The organism is Paenibacillus doosanensis, from assembly GCF_025060755.1.
Classification (GTDB): Bacteria; Bacillota; Bacilli; order Paenibacillales; family NBRC-103111; genus Paenibacillus_S; species Paenibacillus_S doosanensis.
In genome coordinates, this window is sequence record NZ_JANYUY010000039.1 from 58,284 (window position 1) to 72,897 (window position 14,614).

Genomic DNA, 14,614 nt, shown 5'->3' on the forward strand with positions numbered 1-14,614 from the left:
TGAAATTACGGCTTCTTTCACCAACCGAAACGAAGGCATATATTTATTAGAAGAACGGTGACGTTCTGCGCAGCCTCCTCCCGGGGTGCGTTCTCACCGCTTAGAAAAGACCGCTCTACTGAAAAAAAGCAATGAGTCATAACGATGACATCATTGCAGCGATTGCGATCATTTTATCTGGACACAATAACGACTCTCCGGTTCGGCTCCTCGCCTCTGCTGAACGTCCGCACTTTGGCGTGATCCTGCAGCTTGGCGTGAATTACTTTACGCTCCTGCGGCGACATCGGTTCCAATACGACTTCCTTCTTGGTCCGGATCACCCGGTCGGCCAGGCGGTCGGCCAAATCCTCCAGCGTCTTTTTGCGCCGTTCGCGGAACTGCTCCGCATCGAGTACGATGCGCAGATGGGAGCTCGAATACCGGTTGGCCACGATATTGACGAGATACTGCAGCGCATCCAGCGTCTGCCCTCTGCGGCCGATCAGCATCCCGAGCTCCGAACCGAACAGATGCAGCTCCGGTCCGTCTTTGCCGTCCTTCTTCTCTATGCGAATTTGCAAACTCATTGTACGAGACACGTCTTCCAAAAAATGAATGGCTTCTTCGATGGCATCGGGAATCAGCTCCAGTTCAACTTTCGCATCCTTGGCGCCGATTAAGCCGAACAGCCCTTTAGAGGGCTGTTCCAACACTTGTATTTTGACCCGATCCTCGGTGGTATTCCATTGCTGAAGGCCATTCTTAACGGCTTCCTCAATCGACTTACCCGTAACCACTATTTTTTTCATTTCGACTGGCCCACCTTATTTTGAGATCCACCATAAATAAAGTATGATTGTACAATCGTGAAAAGGTTACTGTATACCCAGTATAGCGGCAGCGCCGAGGCGAAATTCATTGCCATGACGAAGATCAATACCGGGAAAATAAACATAAGGCTTTGCATTTGCGGGTTCATTTGGGTTTTCATCATCTTCTGCTGGAAGAACGTCGTCAAAGCGGCGCATAACGGCAGAATGTAATAGGGATCTTTCGTTCCGAGCTGCATCCAGAGGAAGGAGTGCTCGCCGATGTGGTGATTGCGCATGATGGCATTATATAATGCGATCAGAATAGGCATTTGCACGATAAGCGGGAAACAACCGGCCAGCGGATTGACGCCGTTACTTTGGAACAGCTTCATCGTCTCTTCCTGCTGCTTCTTCGGATCGTCTTTATACTTATCCTTAAGCTTCTTCAGTTCTGGCTGCAATTCCTGCATCCGCTTCGAGCTCTTGTACTGCTTCAGCGTAAGCGGTAATATAATCAATCGGATAATAACTGTTACGACTAAAATGGACAATCCGTACTGTTCCCAAAGCTTTGCCGCGAACCAATCGAGTACTTCTGCCAAAGGACCGACAAAATACTTGTCCCACACCCCGTTATTCGGATCGATCGGTGTCGTCGCCGGAGTACAACCCGCTAGCACCAGGAACAATAGTAAAAGCGGTAAATACGTAGCAAGTCGACGCGTCAAAATGATATCCTCCTAGATTAATCTTTTCCAATAATAAACTATATCATATCTTATCGTAAAAAAGAAATGAAATCGCCTTATTTTCGCGCCAACAGCGATGCTCGCTTGAACACATGGAGGATGCTCTTCTCCACCTCTTGATAAGTCAGCCCGACGACCGGCTTGCGGGCGATGAGAATAAAGTCGTAGCCGCCGGCAAATTTCGGCTTGTTCAGCCGCACGATCTCCTTCACGACCCGGCGAATCCGGTTGCGGACGACCGCGTTGCCGAGCTTCTTGCTGACCGAAATCCCGAGGCGAAACGACTCCTGCTGCGGGCGCGGATAATAATAGAGGACAAACTGGCGATTCGCCATCGATTTGCCGCCGCGGTACACCTTATCGAAATATTCTCTTTTCGTTAAGCGATTTTTCTTCTCCACGCGTGTTCTCTCCATCTTTAGACCGATCCGCCCGCCAAAACAATACTAGCCTGCGCCAAAACCGGTAATTTTAAACCCGTCTTCCCCGCTCTCCAGGACAATCGGCCGCTGCAAAGCGCCGGAGCTACAGGTCCGTATACAACAAAAAAGACCACCTGACAGTGGTCTTTTGTATTATGCGCTCAATACTTTTCTTCCTTTAAGACGACGAGCAGCGAGTACTTTACGACCATTCTTCGTACTCATTCTCTTACGGAAGCCGTGAACCTTCTTATGTTTTCTCACGTTCGGTTTGTATGTCGGTCTCATTAATATGCACCTCCCCAAAGGAATACCATTCCCAAAAATACCTTATAACATTAAAACATCTTAAAGCCCAAAAGTCAACTTCCCCCTCCGACAAAGTTTTGCCATGCTCCCGCCCGCATCCCGCCTGTGGATGATTCGCCAAAAAATCCCCTGTGAATAAAAAAAAGCGCTTATGCGCAGGTTTTGTCGAACTAATAACACCTTATAAACAATATCTTGTGTTGTTGATAAAAGTTGCACACAAGCTCTTGAAGATGTGGATAAATCGAAACAATCCATTGATAATCACTGCATATTTTGTTATTATGATAATGCTTATCCTGTGGATAGAGAACGGTTATCAACTATTTTATCAACAGCCTGTGGATATCTTTGTGAACAATTTTCAGCCCCTCTGTATAATAAAACGTCGCATCTTCTGAATGATGTGGATATTTTACGACACGACCCGCATGATTTCTACACCCGTATGGCTTTAGCCACACCGCTTATTTTTTTGAAGGAGTGAATACATTGTGGAAAGCCATCCGAACGAGCAATGGCAGCAAGTTCTTTCCATTATTCAAACAAGGCTAAGTAAACCGAGCTTCGAAACCTGGTTTACATCCACAAAAGCCGTTGTTTTCAACGAGTCGAAAGTCGTCATCTGTGCACCGAACAATTTCGCCAGGGAATGGCTGGAGAACCGGTACACCAAGCTGATTAAAGATACGATCTTCGACTACCTTGGAAAGCCAGCGGAAGTGAAATTCATTATCGAGTCCGACGAAGATAAAGCAGTCGGCGCTCCCTCCTCCCTGCCGAACATCCCGGTGAAAGTCCAGTCCGCCGTCCCAGAAGAAACGTTCAGCCACATGATGAACCCGAAGTATACGTTTGACACATTCGTCATCGGTTCGGGCAATCGGTTTGCTCATGCGGCTTCTCTTGCTGTGGCCGAAGCGCCGGCGAAGGCTTATAATCCGCTGTTTTTATACGGAGGCGTGGGTCTCGGCAAGACGCACCTTATGCATGCGATCGGTCATTACGTGCTGGAGCATAATCCGAGCGCCAAGGTGCTGTACATCTCGTCCGAGAAATTCACGAACGAATTCATTAACGCGATCCGCGACAACCGGGGCGAGAGCTTCCGCAACAAATACCGCAACATCGACGTGCTGCTTATAGATGATATTCAGTTTCTGGCCGGAAAAGAACAAACGCAGGAAGAATTTTTCCATACGTTTAATGCGCTGCACGAAGAACGCAAGCAGATTATTATATCCAGCGACCGCCCGCCGAAGGAAATTCCGACGCTGGAGGAACGGCTGCGCTCCCGGTTCGAATGGGGTCTGATCACCGACATTCAGCCGCCTGATCTGGAGACGCGGATTGCGATTTTGCGCAAAAAGGCGAAGGCGGAGAACCTGGAAATACCGAACGAGGCGATGGTTTACATAGCCAACCAAATCGATACGAACATCCGGGAGCTCGAAGGCGCCCTCATTCGCGTCGTCGCCTATTCGTCGCTGATTAACGAGGACATTTCGTCGCATTTGGCGGCGGAAGCGCTGAAGGACATCATCCCCAGCAGCCGGCCGAAGGTGATTACGATTCAGGATATTCAACAGAAGGTCGGGGAATTTTACGGGCTTAAGCTGGAGGATTTCAAGGCGCGAAAGCGCACGAAGATGGTTGCATTTCCAAGGCAGATCGCGATGTATTTGGCCCGCGAAATGACCGATTTCTCTTTGCCCAAGATCGGCGAAGCGTTCGGCGGCCGCGACCATACGACCGTCATTCACGCCCATGAGAAAATCTCGGAGGCGCTGAAGAACGATCAGGAATTATACAAGATTATTCAGAACTTGATGGAGAAAGTGAAAAACATAACGGTTTGATGAACAAAGCTACTTGATCGGACTTGCCTCCGATAAAGACTTATCCAGAGTCTTGGTGAGTAGCTTTTCGTTTCTGTATAACTATAAGCCTATGCACAAACTATTCACATGTGGATAGGCTTTCGTTTTGGCGTTTTTTTGCACATATCCACATATCCCGGCCCCCTACTACTATTACTAATAAAAAAAAGGTATTATAGATGTATATGGCATCTCCATCATTTTCGTAACCATAGGAGTGACAATATGAAGTTAACGATCCTGAAAGAAAATCTGAACGAATCCATTCAACACGTATCCAAAGCTATATCGAACAAGACGACCATTCCCATTTTGAGCGGGATCAAAATAGATGCAGATGCTACCGGAATGACGCTGACCGCCAGCGATACGGACATATCGATCCAAAGTTTTATCCCCGCGGAGAAAAACGAGCTTCATATCATTGAGCTGGAACGTCCCGGAAGCGTCGTGCTTTCATCCAAATTTTTCGTGGAAATCGTACGGAAGCTGCCGGCTCAAGTGGTAGAAATCGAAGTGAAGGATCACTTCCAAACGACCATTCGTTCGGGCTCCTCCGAAATTCAGCTGGTCGGTCTCGATCCGGAGGAATATCCTACGCTTCCGAGCATCGAAGAAAACCGCCGCATCCAAATGCCGAGCGATCTGCTCAAAACGATGATCAAACAGACGTCGTTTGCCGTTTCCACGAATGAGTCGACGCCGATCTTGACCGGGATTTTGTGGACGATCGCCGACCGCAAGCTGAAGTTTACCGCATGTGACCGGCACCGTCTCGGCAGCCGCGAAACGAATATCGAAGTGGACGCCGATTTTACGCTGCACAACGTATCGATATCGGGGAAAACGCTCAATGAGCTTTCCAAAATTTTGCCCGACCAAAATACATTGATCGACATTATTTTTGCCGAAAATCAGGTGTTGTTTAAACTGAGCTCCATTCTCTTCTATACCCGCATTTTGGACGGAACGTATCCGGACACGTCCAAGCTGATTCCCCAATCGTTTCAAACCGAGATGGTCATTAATTCCCAGCAACTGGCCGAAGCGATTGACCGGGCGTATTTGCTTTCGCGGGAAGAGAAAACGAATATCGTTAAATTAATTATGCGCGAGGATCACACGATCGAGATTTCTTCGAGTTCCTCCGAACTCGGCAAAGTAACGGAGCAGCTCGAGGTGTCCAGCTTGACCGGGGAGCTGCTGCGGATTTCGTTTAACTCCAAATATATGCTCGATGCGCTGAAGGTGATGGACGGCGATTTGATCCGCATCGGTTTTACCGGAGCGATGCAGCCGATCATTATCCGGCCGGAGGAAACTTCCAGCCTGCTGCAGCTGATTCTGCCTTACCGGACGACGAACTGACGAGCGGTTTTTTAGAGGCGGAGCCGTTCCTTACGGAGACTAACGGCCGTGCGGGAGGAGCTTCGCCCATCTTCAAGCAAAAAGGGGGATCGAATAACGATGAAGACGATCCATATTCAAACGGAATATATTACGCTGGGCCAGTTTCTCAAGCTCGCGGACTGCATTTCAACGGGCGGTCAAGCCAAAAGCTTTTTGCAGGAGGCCGCGATTTTCGTCAATGGAGAACCGGAGAACCGCCGCGGCAAGAAGCTCGTTGATCAGGATCGGGTGCGTGTCGAAGGCTGCGGGGAATTTCAAGTGGCTCGCGGCTAGCGTTTGGAAGCGGCTGTGCGTTCGCATCAGCCTGTAGGAGGAACTGCTTTGCAACTGAAAAAGCTGTCTTTACAGCATTATCGCAACTATGACGAAGTCTTTTTTGAAACCGGACATATGGTCAACATCATTGTGGGTCCCAACGCTCAAGGAAAAACGAACCTGTTGGAATCCATCTTTGTGTTGGCCTTAACCAAGTCTCACCGGACTCATCAGGATAAAGAGCTCATCCAATGGAACGCTTCCCATACGCTGCTGCACGGTGAAGTGGAGAAAAAGTACGGCTCGTGTCAGCTGGACCTGACTATATCTCAACAAGGGAAGAAAGCGAAGATTAACGGCCTTGAACAGAAGAAGCTGAGCAATTTCGTCGGTTCCCTCAATGTCGTTATGTTCGCGCCCGAAGACTTGGAAATCGTCAAAGGCTCGCCTTCCGTCCGCCGGCGCTTTCTGGATATGGAGATCGGCCAGGTGCATCCCGCATATTTGTACGATCTGTCGCAGTATCAGAAAATATTGACGCAGCGCAACAATTATTTGAAACAGCTGTTTAACGCCAAGGATGCCAAAGACGGCATGCTGGAGGTGTGGAACGAACAATTAGCGAATTTTGGTGTTAAAATTATTAAAAAACGTCAAAGCTTTATAAAGAAGCTGCAATCATGGGCGGAGAAGATTCATCTCGGGATCACCGGAGGGGGAGAACAGATCCGTATCGCTTATGCGACGGCGTTCGATTCCGCCGCCCTGGAAGATGAAACTGTTTTATTTGACCAATTTATGATAAAGTTATTACAGGTGAAAGATCAGGAAGTGCGGCGCGGCATTACGTTGGTGGGCCCTCATCGGGATGATTTATTGTTCTATATTAACGACAAAGAAGTGCAAACGTTCGGTTCGCAAGGGCAGCAGAGAACGACGGCGCTCTCTTTGAAATTGGCCGAAATCGAATTGATTCGCGAGGAAGTCGGGGAATACCCGATTCTTTTGCTGGACGACGTCCTGTCCGAGCTCGACCGTTCCCGGCAAACCCAGCTGATCGAGACGTTTCAGAACAAAGTGCAGACTTTTATTACGACGACCGGAATTGAAAGCGTGGATTTAGCCAAGTTGGAAAACGCTTCTGTCATTCATGTGCGGAACGGAAGCTTAACATAAGAAAAGTCTCACGCGATAAGGAGAGGGCGCGGAAATGTTCATCCATTTAGGCGGAGAAAAAATTATTCGTGCAGCTGAGCTCGTTGCCATATTTGACTTATCCATCGAAAAATCTTCAAAAATATCAAAGCAATTCATCAGCTACGCACTCAAAGATAAGAAGGTTGAAGTGATCGGGGAAGAAGAAAGCAAGTCGCTGGTAGTTACCCAATCGAAGGTGTACTATTCCCCCATCTCCTCCATGACTTTGAAGAAACGGGCTCATCAGTTATTAACAAACTAGATTTTACCTTGGAAAAGTGGGTGTCAACATGTCTGTGAATCAAAACACGTATGATGAAAGTCAGATACAGGTACTGGAAGGTCTTGAGGCTGTCCGGAAACGTCCGGGGATGTACATCGGGTCAACCAGTGTTAGAGGCCTTCATCACCTTGTGTGGGAAGTGGTCGACAACAGTATTGACGAAGCTTTGGCCGGATTTTGTACCAAAATCGAAATCATTGTCCATAAAGACAACAGTGTTACCGTTATTGACAACGGCCGCGGGATTCCTGTCGGCGAGAACGCGAAGCTGAAGAAATCGACGCTGGAGGTCGTGCTTACGGTCCTTCATGCCGGCGGTAAATTCGGAGGCGAAGGGTATAAAGTGTCCGGCGGTCTTCACGGGGTCGGCGTGTCGGTCGTGAACGCGCTCTCCAAGAAGCTGGTCGTGCAGGTTAAGCGCGAAGGCAAAATTCATCAGCAGGAATTCCAGCGCGGCGTGCCACAATATGACTTGAAAATCGTAGGGGACGCCGATCATACGGGAACGACGATCCGGTTCTGGCCGGATGAAGAAATTTTTACGGAAACGACGGAATACGACTATGATACGCTGCAGTCCCGGGTTCGGGAGCTGGCGTTCCTGAATAAAGGCATCGAAATTTGCTTGAGCGACGAACGGACGGATGTCAGCAATACGTTCAAATACGAGGGAGGCATTATTTCCTTCGTCGAATATTTGAACCGGAATCGGGAGACTATCCATACGCCGATTTATACGGAGGGGACGAAGGATTTCATCCAGGTCGAAATCGCCCTGCAGTACAATGACAGCTATACGGAGAACATATATTCGTTCGCCAATAATATTCACACGCATGAAGGCGGGACGCATGAATCCGGGTTCAAGAGCGCGTTGACGCGTATTTTGAATGATTATGCCCGCAAGTACAACGCGATCAAGGACAGCGACTCGAACCTTACGGGTGATGATGTGCGGGAAGGTCTGATTGCGATCATTTCCGTTAAAATTCCGGAGCCTCAGTTCGAAGGACAGACCAAGACCAAGCTGGGCAACAGCGAAGTGCGCGGTATTGTCGAATCGCTGTTCTCCGAGAAGCTGATGGAGTTTTTGGACGAAAACCCGGCGATAGCCAAGAAAATTGTCGAAAAAGGCGTACAGGCGGCGCGCGCGCGCGAAGCCGCCAAGAGAGCCCGCGAGCTGACACGCCGCAAGAGCGCGCTTGAAGTAAGCGCCCTGCCGGGGAAATTAGCCGACTGCTCCTCCAGGGACGCTTCGATCAGCGAAGTTTACATTGTCGAAGGGGACTCCGCGGGAGGCTCGGCGAAGCAAGGCCGCGATCGTCACTTCCAGGCGATTTTGCCGATCCGCGGTAAAATTTTGAACGTAGAGAAGGCAAGGCTGGACCGCATCCTGTCCAGCGCGGAAATTCGCGCGATCATTACGGCGCTCGGAACGGGAATCGGCGACGACTTCGATATATCCAAAGCGCGGTATCATAAAGTAATCATTATGACCGATGCCGATGTCGACGGAGCGCATATTCGTACGCTGCTGCTTACGTTCTTCTATCGCTACATGCGGAAAGTCGTCGAAGCCGGTTATATTTATATCGCCCAGCCGCCGCTGTACAAATTGGAACGCAACAAAACGGTTCGCTACGCTTACAACGATAAGCAGAGGGATGCGATCATGCAGGAGTTCGGCGAAGGCGTGAAGGTTAACGTGCAGCGGTATAAAGGTCTGGGAGAGATGGACCCCGAACAGCTGTGGGAGACGACGATGGACCCGGAGAGCCGCACGCTGCTGCAGGTGAATATTCAAGATGCGATGGATGCGGACGCTATTTTCGACGCGCTGATGGGCGAAAATGTCGAACCGCGCAGAGAGTTTATTCAGCAGCACGCCAAATTCGTAAAAAATCTCGATATTTGATGACATTTCGTTGCACCGCTGCTAGAAACATTATGCACGCCGCTGACGCCTCAGCGAACGCAGCGGTTTCGATGCGAAAACCATATAGAAGGAGCTATTGGCGTTGAATGGGATACAGAAAGCCGGACTATGGCTGCTTATGATCGTTCTGCTAGGGCTCAGTCCGGGGTTGTTTCGAAACGCTGAGTGGGATGCCTACACCGATAAGGTGGCCGTCATCGCCTATCATCATATTGACGATGACATTGTAGGCGACGTGACGATCTCTTCACGATTGTTCCGGGATCAGTTGACCGATCTGCTGGAGCGAGGATATCACTTTATTACGCTCTCTCAGTTCAAGGCGTTTTTGGCGGGGGGACCGGTTCCTCCCAATGCGGTTTTGGTTACTTTTGATGACGGATATCAGAGCTTCTATACCCGCGCCTACCCCATTTTGCAGGAATTGAATATTCCCGCCGTCAATTTCGTCATTACCAAAGACTTGGAGCAGCCTTTGATGAGCCATATCCCTTCCCTGTCCAAAGATCAGATCAAGCAAATGACCCGGGAAAATCAGGGAATCGATGTGCAATGTCATACGGACAGCCTGCACGACCGTGCTCCGAACGGCGGCGCCCTCTTCACGACAAGGCTGACCGACAGCGCAGGGGTGGAAGAGACGCAAGCGCAGTTCGAGCAGCGCATTATTGACGATACCGAGCTGTGCCGCAGCAAGCTGGAATCGATCTACTCCAGACCCGTCGATTCGTTCGCCTTTCCATTCGGCATCTACGATGCCAAATCGGCGCAGCTGCTGAATAAGGCAGGCATCCGTTACGCATATACAACCGTCAGCGGGCTGACGGAGCGGGGAACCGACCCGATGCAGATTCCGCGGATCAATGCCGGGAGTCCATTTGTTAGAGCGAACTCATTGAATAATTTAATTCTTAAAAGACTGCACGGGCTTTAATCGTATTCAGTAGTGCTTACGAAGTAAGTTTTCCTTACGGAAAACTCAGTAGTGCTTACGAAGTAAACTTTCCCTATGGGAAAGTTCTTAGGAGGTAAACAATGTCCGACGAACAGAGGTCACCACAAATTAAAGAAATCGATATTAGCTCGGAGATGCGGACTTCCTTTATGGATTACGCCATGAGCATTATCGTCAGCCGCGCCTTGCCGGACGTAAGGGACGGGCTTAAGCCTGTGCATCGACGCATTCTGTTCGCCATGTCCGAGCTGGGAATGTCTCCGGATAAGCCTCACAAGAAATCGGCCAGAATCGTCGGCGAAGTCATCGGTAAATATCACCCGCACGGGGACAGCGCTGTTTATGAGACCATGGTGCGGATGGCGCAAGACTTCTCGCTTCGCTATATGTTGGTGGACGGTCACGGCAACTTTGGTTCGATCGACGGCGACTTTGCGGCGGCGATGCGTTATACCGAGGCCAGATTATCCAAGATCGCCATGGAGATGCTGCGCGACATCAACAAGGAAACGATCGATTTTATTCCGAACTATGACGGCGAGGAGCAGGAGCCGGCAGTTCTTCCGGCCCGTTTTCCGAATTTGCTCGTGAACGGCAGCTCCGGCATTGCAGTCGGTATGGCGACGAACATTCCTCCTCATAACTTGAGAGAGGTGATCGACGGCGTTCAGCAGCTGATCGAAAATCCGGATTGCACTCCTATGGATTTGATGCAATCGATTAAAGGCCCGGATTTTCCTACGGCCGGCTTCATTCTTGGGCGCGAAGGAATCAGACAAGCCTATAATACAGGACGCGGCTCCGTTACGATGCGGGCGAGAGCCACGATTGAAGAAAACAATAACAAAGCGCGAATCATCGTTCATGAGCTTCCGTATCAGGTTATCAAAGCCCGTCTGATCGAGAAGATCGCGGAGCTCGTGCGAGAGAAAAGAATCGACGGCATTACCGACCTGCGCGATGAATCGGACCGCAACGGGATGCGCATCGTCATTGAGCTGCGCCGCGATGTCAATCCGAATGTTGTTTTGAACAATTTGTACAAGCATACGGCCCTTCAATCCAACTTTGGCATCATCATGCTGGCGCTGGTCAACGGCGAGCCGAAGGTCATGAATCTGAAGGAAATGCTGTTTCATTATTTGGAGCACCAGAAGGTAGTTATCCGCCGCCGTACCGAATACGAGCTGCGCAAAGCCGAAGCAAGAGCTCACATTCTCGAAGGCTTGCGCATAGCGCTCGATCATTTGGATCGCGTCATCGCCCTGATCCGCGCATCCCGTACGACTGAGGAAGCGCGCGACGGTCTGATCCGGGAGTTCGCTCTCACCTACGAGCAGGCGCAGGCGATTCTAGACATGCGTCTGCAGCGCTTGACCGGTTTGGAACGCGAGAAGATCGAAGAGGAGTACGCGGAGCTTCAGCAAAAAATCGCCGAGTACAAAGCGATCTTGGCCGACGAGCAGCTGGTTCTGGCCATCATCAGCACAGAGCTTAACGAAATCAAAGAGAAATTCGGCGACGAGCGCCGCTCCGAGATTACGATAGGTGAAGAAAGCATCGAGGATGAGGACCTGATTCCGCAGGAAGACGTCATTATCACCATCACGCACACCGGCTACATCAAGCGGCTGCCGGTAACTACGTACCGCAGCCAGAAGCGCGGCGGCAAAGGCGTCATCGGCATGGATACGAAGGATAACGACTTCGTCGAGCATCTGTTCGTAACCAATACTCATCATTACTTGATGTTCTTCACCAACAAGGGAAAAGTGTACCGTCTGAAAGCCTACGAGATTCCTGATCTTAGCCGTACGGCCCGTGGAACTCCTATCATTAATCTGATCCAGATTGAGCAGGGAGAGACGATTAACGCGGTCATTCCGGTGGAGAGCTTCGAGTCCGAGCAGTATTTATTCTTTGCAACCAAGAACGGTTTGGTGAAAAAGACGCCGCTCGACGACTACAGCAACATCCGCAAAGGCGGTTTGATCGCTATCACGCTTCGCGAAGACGATGATCTGATCGGCGTCCGGTTGACTGACGGCAATCAGACGATCATTATGGGAACCAAGCAGGGCCTCTCCATTCACTTCCCGGAAGAAGAAGTGCGTTCGATGGGACGTTCGGCTACCGGGGTGAAGGGCATCCACATCGGCGAAGACGATGCTGTGATCGATATGGACGTGGTTCGCAAGGACAACAGCGTTCTGATCGTCACCTCCAAAGGCTTCGGCAAGCGGACTCCGATTGACGAGTACCGTCTCCAATCGCGCGGCGGCAAAGGAATCAAGACTCTTAACGTTACGCCTAAAAACGGCTATGTGGTCGGCCTCAAAGTCGTTCAGGATGACGAGGATCTCATGATTATAACCGCCCTTGGCACGATTATTCGTACAAGCATGTCGGGCATTTCCATGATGGGACGCAATACGCAAGGGGTTAGACTCATTAATATCCGCGATGAGGACGAGGTGGCTACCGTCGCCAGAGTCGAGAAAAACGAAGAAGCGCTGGATGAGCAGGACGGCGAAGAAACCGTTGATTCCAACGAGTCGCAAGAGTAATCAAGTCAAACGTTAAATTTTATCACATACCGCGAATACCGCGAAGAATGGGGGTTACATCCCCATTCTTTTTCGTTTAGAATAGGAATGATATGACAGAAAGTAAGGTGAGGACGTTCGATGGCGACTGTTCCCGTATCTCAATTAAAACCTGGCGAGAAGATGAGCGAAAATGTGCAGACAAAGCGCGGCAATACTCTTTTCTACAAAGGGAAAGTCATGACGGAAAGAGACATTGAGATATTGAAGGCATTTCTTATTCCAACCGTCTCGATAGAATCAAAGACAGAACAAGAATCGGCAAAAGAAGCGGCTGCGGAGGAAACTGGAAGCGCGGTCTCTCCTTTTTTCGAAGAATACGATAAAATGTTGGCTTTGCTGAAACGGGTATTTATCTCGGCCAGCGGACAAAATCCGCCGATCCTTGAAATTCGCACCCAGCTTGAGGCGCTGATTCAACATATCGAACAGTACCGGATTTTGACGTTTACCCCTAGAATGTTTCAGCTTCATGACTATGTGTACCATAACAGCATTATGGTGAGCTTAACCTCCTACAGCTTGGCCAAATGGCACGGGCTGCCCGCCAGGGATTTGATGCCGGTAGCACTTGCCGGGCTGCTTCATGATATCGGCAATACCAAGGTGGATCAGGGAATACTGTATAAACCGAACAAGCTGACTGTTGAGGAAACGGAAGAGATGAAGCAGCATACCGTTATCGGATATAACATGCTAAAGAACGTCACGGCCATTAATGAAGGGGTAAAATTATCGGCTCTTCAGCATCACGAACGGGAAGACGGTTCCGGATATCCAATGGGAATCAAAGGGGATAAAATTCATCTCTATTCGAAGATCGTAGCTATCGCTGATATTTTCCATGCAATGACCTCCGCCCGTTATCATAAAAAAGGCGCCTCTCCCTATCTCGTGCTTGATCAGTTATTTAATGAATCGTTCGGTAAACTGGACCCTTCTCTTGTTCAGACCTTTATTAAAAAAGTGACGCAGTTCCATAACGGGGTCTTGGTCAAATTGAGCGATAACCGGATCGGCGAGATCGTATTTTCGGATAGGACGCATCCGACCCGCCCTTGGGTTAACGTTAACGGGCAGATTATTAACCTTACGATTGAACGCAGTTTGTACATACAAGACGTCATACAAAAATAATAAAGAGATGTTCTTGACTTCTTATGGCATGATATGATAAATTAATCTTCGCTGCTTTTGCACGAAGGTTTTTTATTTTCTTTTGAATGAAAAAAAGAATAAAAAAAAGCTTGCAATTGATTAGGCGAATGTGATATATTATAAAAGTCGCCGCTAAACAATGCGACAAAAAATGACAAACAATATAAATGATTGAAAAATTGTTTGTTAAAGCCATTGTCCTTTGAAAACTGAACAACGAGTGAGTGTTAAATAGAGAATGCAAATTCTCGCTAGCATTGAATTTTGAGCTTAAGACAAGCTCTGTTATAACGAAAGGTGCTTCGGCGCCGGTCGCACTTTAATGGAGAGTTTGATCCTGGCTCAGGACGAACGCTGGCGGCGTGCCTAATACATGCAAGTCGAGCGGACTGTTCCTTCGGGAGCAGTTAGCGGCGGACGGGTGAGTAACACGTAGGCAACCTGCCTGTAAGATCGGGATAACTATCGGAAACGATAGCTAAGACCGGATAGCTGGTCTTCTCGCATGAGGAGATCATGAAACACGGGGTAACCTGTGGCTTACGGATGGGCCTGCGGCGCATTAGCTAGTTGGTAGGGTAACGGCCTACCAAGGCGACGATGCGTAGCCGACCTGAGAGGGTGATCGGCCACACTGGGACTGAGACACGGCCCAGACTC

Annotated in this window: 13 protein-coding genes and 1 rRNA gene; 10 read left to right on the forward strand and 4 right to left on the reverse strand. The window is 49.4% G+C overall.

Annotated elements, in window-relative coordinates:
- Positions 1–173: 173 nt before the first annotated feature.
- From jag to rpmH, 4 genes are all read right to left on the reverse strand, one after another.
- The gene (gene jag, locus N0M98_RS23465) at positions 174–791 is read right to left on the reverse strand and encodes an RNA-binding cell elongation regulator Jag/EloR (RefSeq protein ID WP_259619354.1); all 618 of its coding nucleotides are present in this window, start codon (positions 789–791) and stop codon (positions 174–176) included.
- The gene (gene yidC / locus N0M98_RS23470) at positions 788–1,522 is read right to left on the reverse strand and encodes a membrane protein insertase YidC (protein WP_249860249.1); all 735 of its coding nucleotides are present in this window, start codon (positions 1,520–1,522) and stop codon (positions 788–790) included. Before yidC ends, jag begins: the two co-directional genes overlap by 4 nt.
- 77 nt (positions 1,523–1,599) lie before the next feature.
- Positions 1,600–1,944: a ribonuclease P protein component gene (rnpA, locus tag N0M98_RS23475; RefSeq protein ID WP_259619363.1), complete on the reverse strand. Its 345-nt coding sequence runs from the start codon at positions 1,942–1,944 to the stop codon at positions 1,600–1,602.
- A 174-nt stretch (positions 1,945–2,118) separates the two neighbouring features.
- Positions 2,119–2,253, reverse strand: coding sequence for a 50S ribosomal protein L34 (gene rpmH, locus N0M98_RS23480; protein ID WP_028550661.1), 135 nt, complete (start codon positions 2,251–2,253; stop codon positions 2,119–2,121).
- Between the two features lie 515 nt (positions 2,254–2,768).
- Between rpmH and dnaA the strand changes: the two genes are divergently transcribed.
- From dnaA to N0M98_RS23530, 10 genes are all read left to right on the forward strand, one after another.
- On the forward strand, positions 2,769–4,133 hold the full coding sequence (dnaA, locus tag N0M98_RS23485; protein WP_259619355.1) for a chromosomal replication initiator protein DnaA: 1,365 nt from the start codon (positions 2,769–2,771) through the stop codon (positions 4,131–4,133).
- Between the two features lie 246 nt (positions 4,134–4,379).
- Positions 4,380–5,522, forward strand: coding sequence for a DNA polymerase III subunit beta (gene dnaN / locus N0M98_RS23490; protein ID WP_259619356.1), 1,143 nt, complete (start codon positions 4,380–4,382; stop codon positions 5,520–5,522).
- A 99-nt stretch (positions 5,523–5,621) separates the two neighbouring features.
- Entirely contained in the window at positions 5,622–5,837 is a 216-nt protein-coding gene (gene yaaA, locus N0M98_RS23495; RefSeq protein WP_259619357.1) for a S4 domain-containing protein YaaA, read from the forward strand.
- Between the two features lie 48 nt (positions 5,838–5,885).
- The gene (gene recF, locus N0M98_RS23500; protein ID WP_259619358.1) at positions 5,886–6,995 is read left to right on the forward strand and encodes a DNA replication/repair protein RecF; all 1,110 of its coding nucleotides are present in this window, start codon (positions 5,886–5,888) and stop codon (positions 6,993–6,995) included.
- A gap of 34 nt (positions 6,996–7,029) precedes the next feature.
- Positions 7,030–7,278, forward strand: coding sequence for an extracellular matrix regulator RemB (gene remB / locus N0M98_RS23505; protein WP_249860244.1), 249 nt, complete (start codon positions 7,030–7,032; stop codon positions 7,276–7,278).
- A gap of 28 nt (positions 7,279–7,306) precedes the next feature.
- The gene (gene gyrB / locus N0M98_RS23510) at positions 7,307–9,214 is read left to right on the forward strand and encodes a DNA topoisomerase (ATP-hydrolyzing) subunit B (protein WP_259619359.1); all 1,908 of its coding nucleotides are present in this window, start codon (positions 7,307–7,309) and stop codon (positions 9,212–9,214) included.
- Between the two features lie 103 nt (positions 9,215–9,317).
- The gene (locus N0M98_RS23515) at positions 9,318–10,169 is read left to right on the forward strand and encodes a polysaccharide deacetylase family protein (protein ID WP_259619360.1); all 852 of its coding nucleotides are present in this window, start codon (positions 9,318–9,320) and stop codon (positions 10,167–10,169) included.
- Between the two features lie 101 nt (positions 10,170–10,270).
- Positions 10,271–12,757 carry a DNA gyrase subunit A gene (gyrA, locus tag N0M98_RS23520; protein WP_249860241.1) on the forward strand — a complete coding sequence of 829 codons (2,487 nt, stop codon included), beginning with the start codon at positions 10,271–10,273 and terminating at the stop codon, positions 12,755–12,757.
- A 120-nt stretch (positions 12,758–12,877) separates the two neighbouring features.
- Positions 12,878–13,933, forward strand: coding sequence for an HD-GYP domain-containing protein (locus tag N0M98_RS23525; protein WP_259619361.1), 1,056 nt, complete (start codon positions 12,878–12,880; stop codon positions 13,931–13,933).
- Between the two features lie 340 nt (positions 13,934–14,273).
- A 16S ribosomal RNA gene (locus tag N0M98_RS23530) occupies positions 14,274–14,614 on the forward strand; the annotation flags it as partial.

Bases quoted from the DNA above. Each gene is read 5' to 3' on its own strand.
- gyrA (WP_249860241.1), top strand. From the start codon at position 10,271: ATGTCCGACGAACAGAGGTCACCACAAATTAAAGAAATCGATATTAGC.
- rpmH (WP_028550661.1), bottom strand. From the start codon at position 2,253: ATGAGACCGACATACAAACCGAACGTGAGAAAACATAAGAAGGTTCAC.
- jag (WP_259619354.1), bottom strand. From the start codon at position 791: ATGAAAAAAATAGTGGTTACGGGTAAGTCGATTGAGGAAGCCGTTAAG.
- yaaA (WP_259619357.1), top strand. From the start codon at position 5,622: ATGAAGACGATCCATATTCAAACGGAATATATTACGCTGGGCCAGTTT.
- gyrB (WP_259619359.1), top strand. From the start codon at position 7,307: ATGTCTGTGAATCAAAACACGTATGATGAAAGTCAGATACAGGTACTG.
- dnaN (WP_259619356.1), top strand. From the start codon at position 4,380: ATGAAGTTAACGATCCTGAAAGAAAATCTGAACGAATCCATTCAACAC.
- remB (WP_249860244.1), top strand. From the start codon at position 7,030: ATGTTCATCCATTTAGGCGGAGAAAAAATTATTCGTGCAGCTGAGCTC.
- N0M98_RS23525 (WP_259619361.1), top strand. From the start codon at position 12,878: ATGGCGACTGTTCCCGTATCTCAATTAAAACCTGGCGAGAAGATGAGC.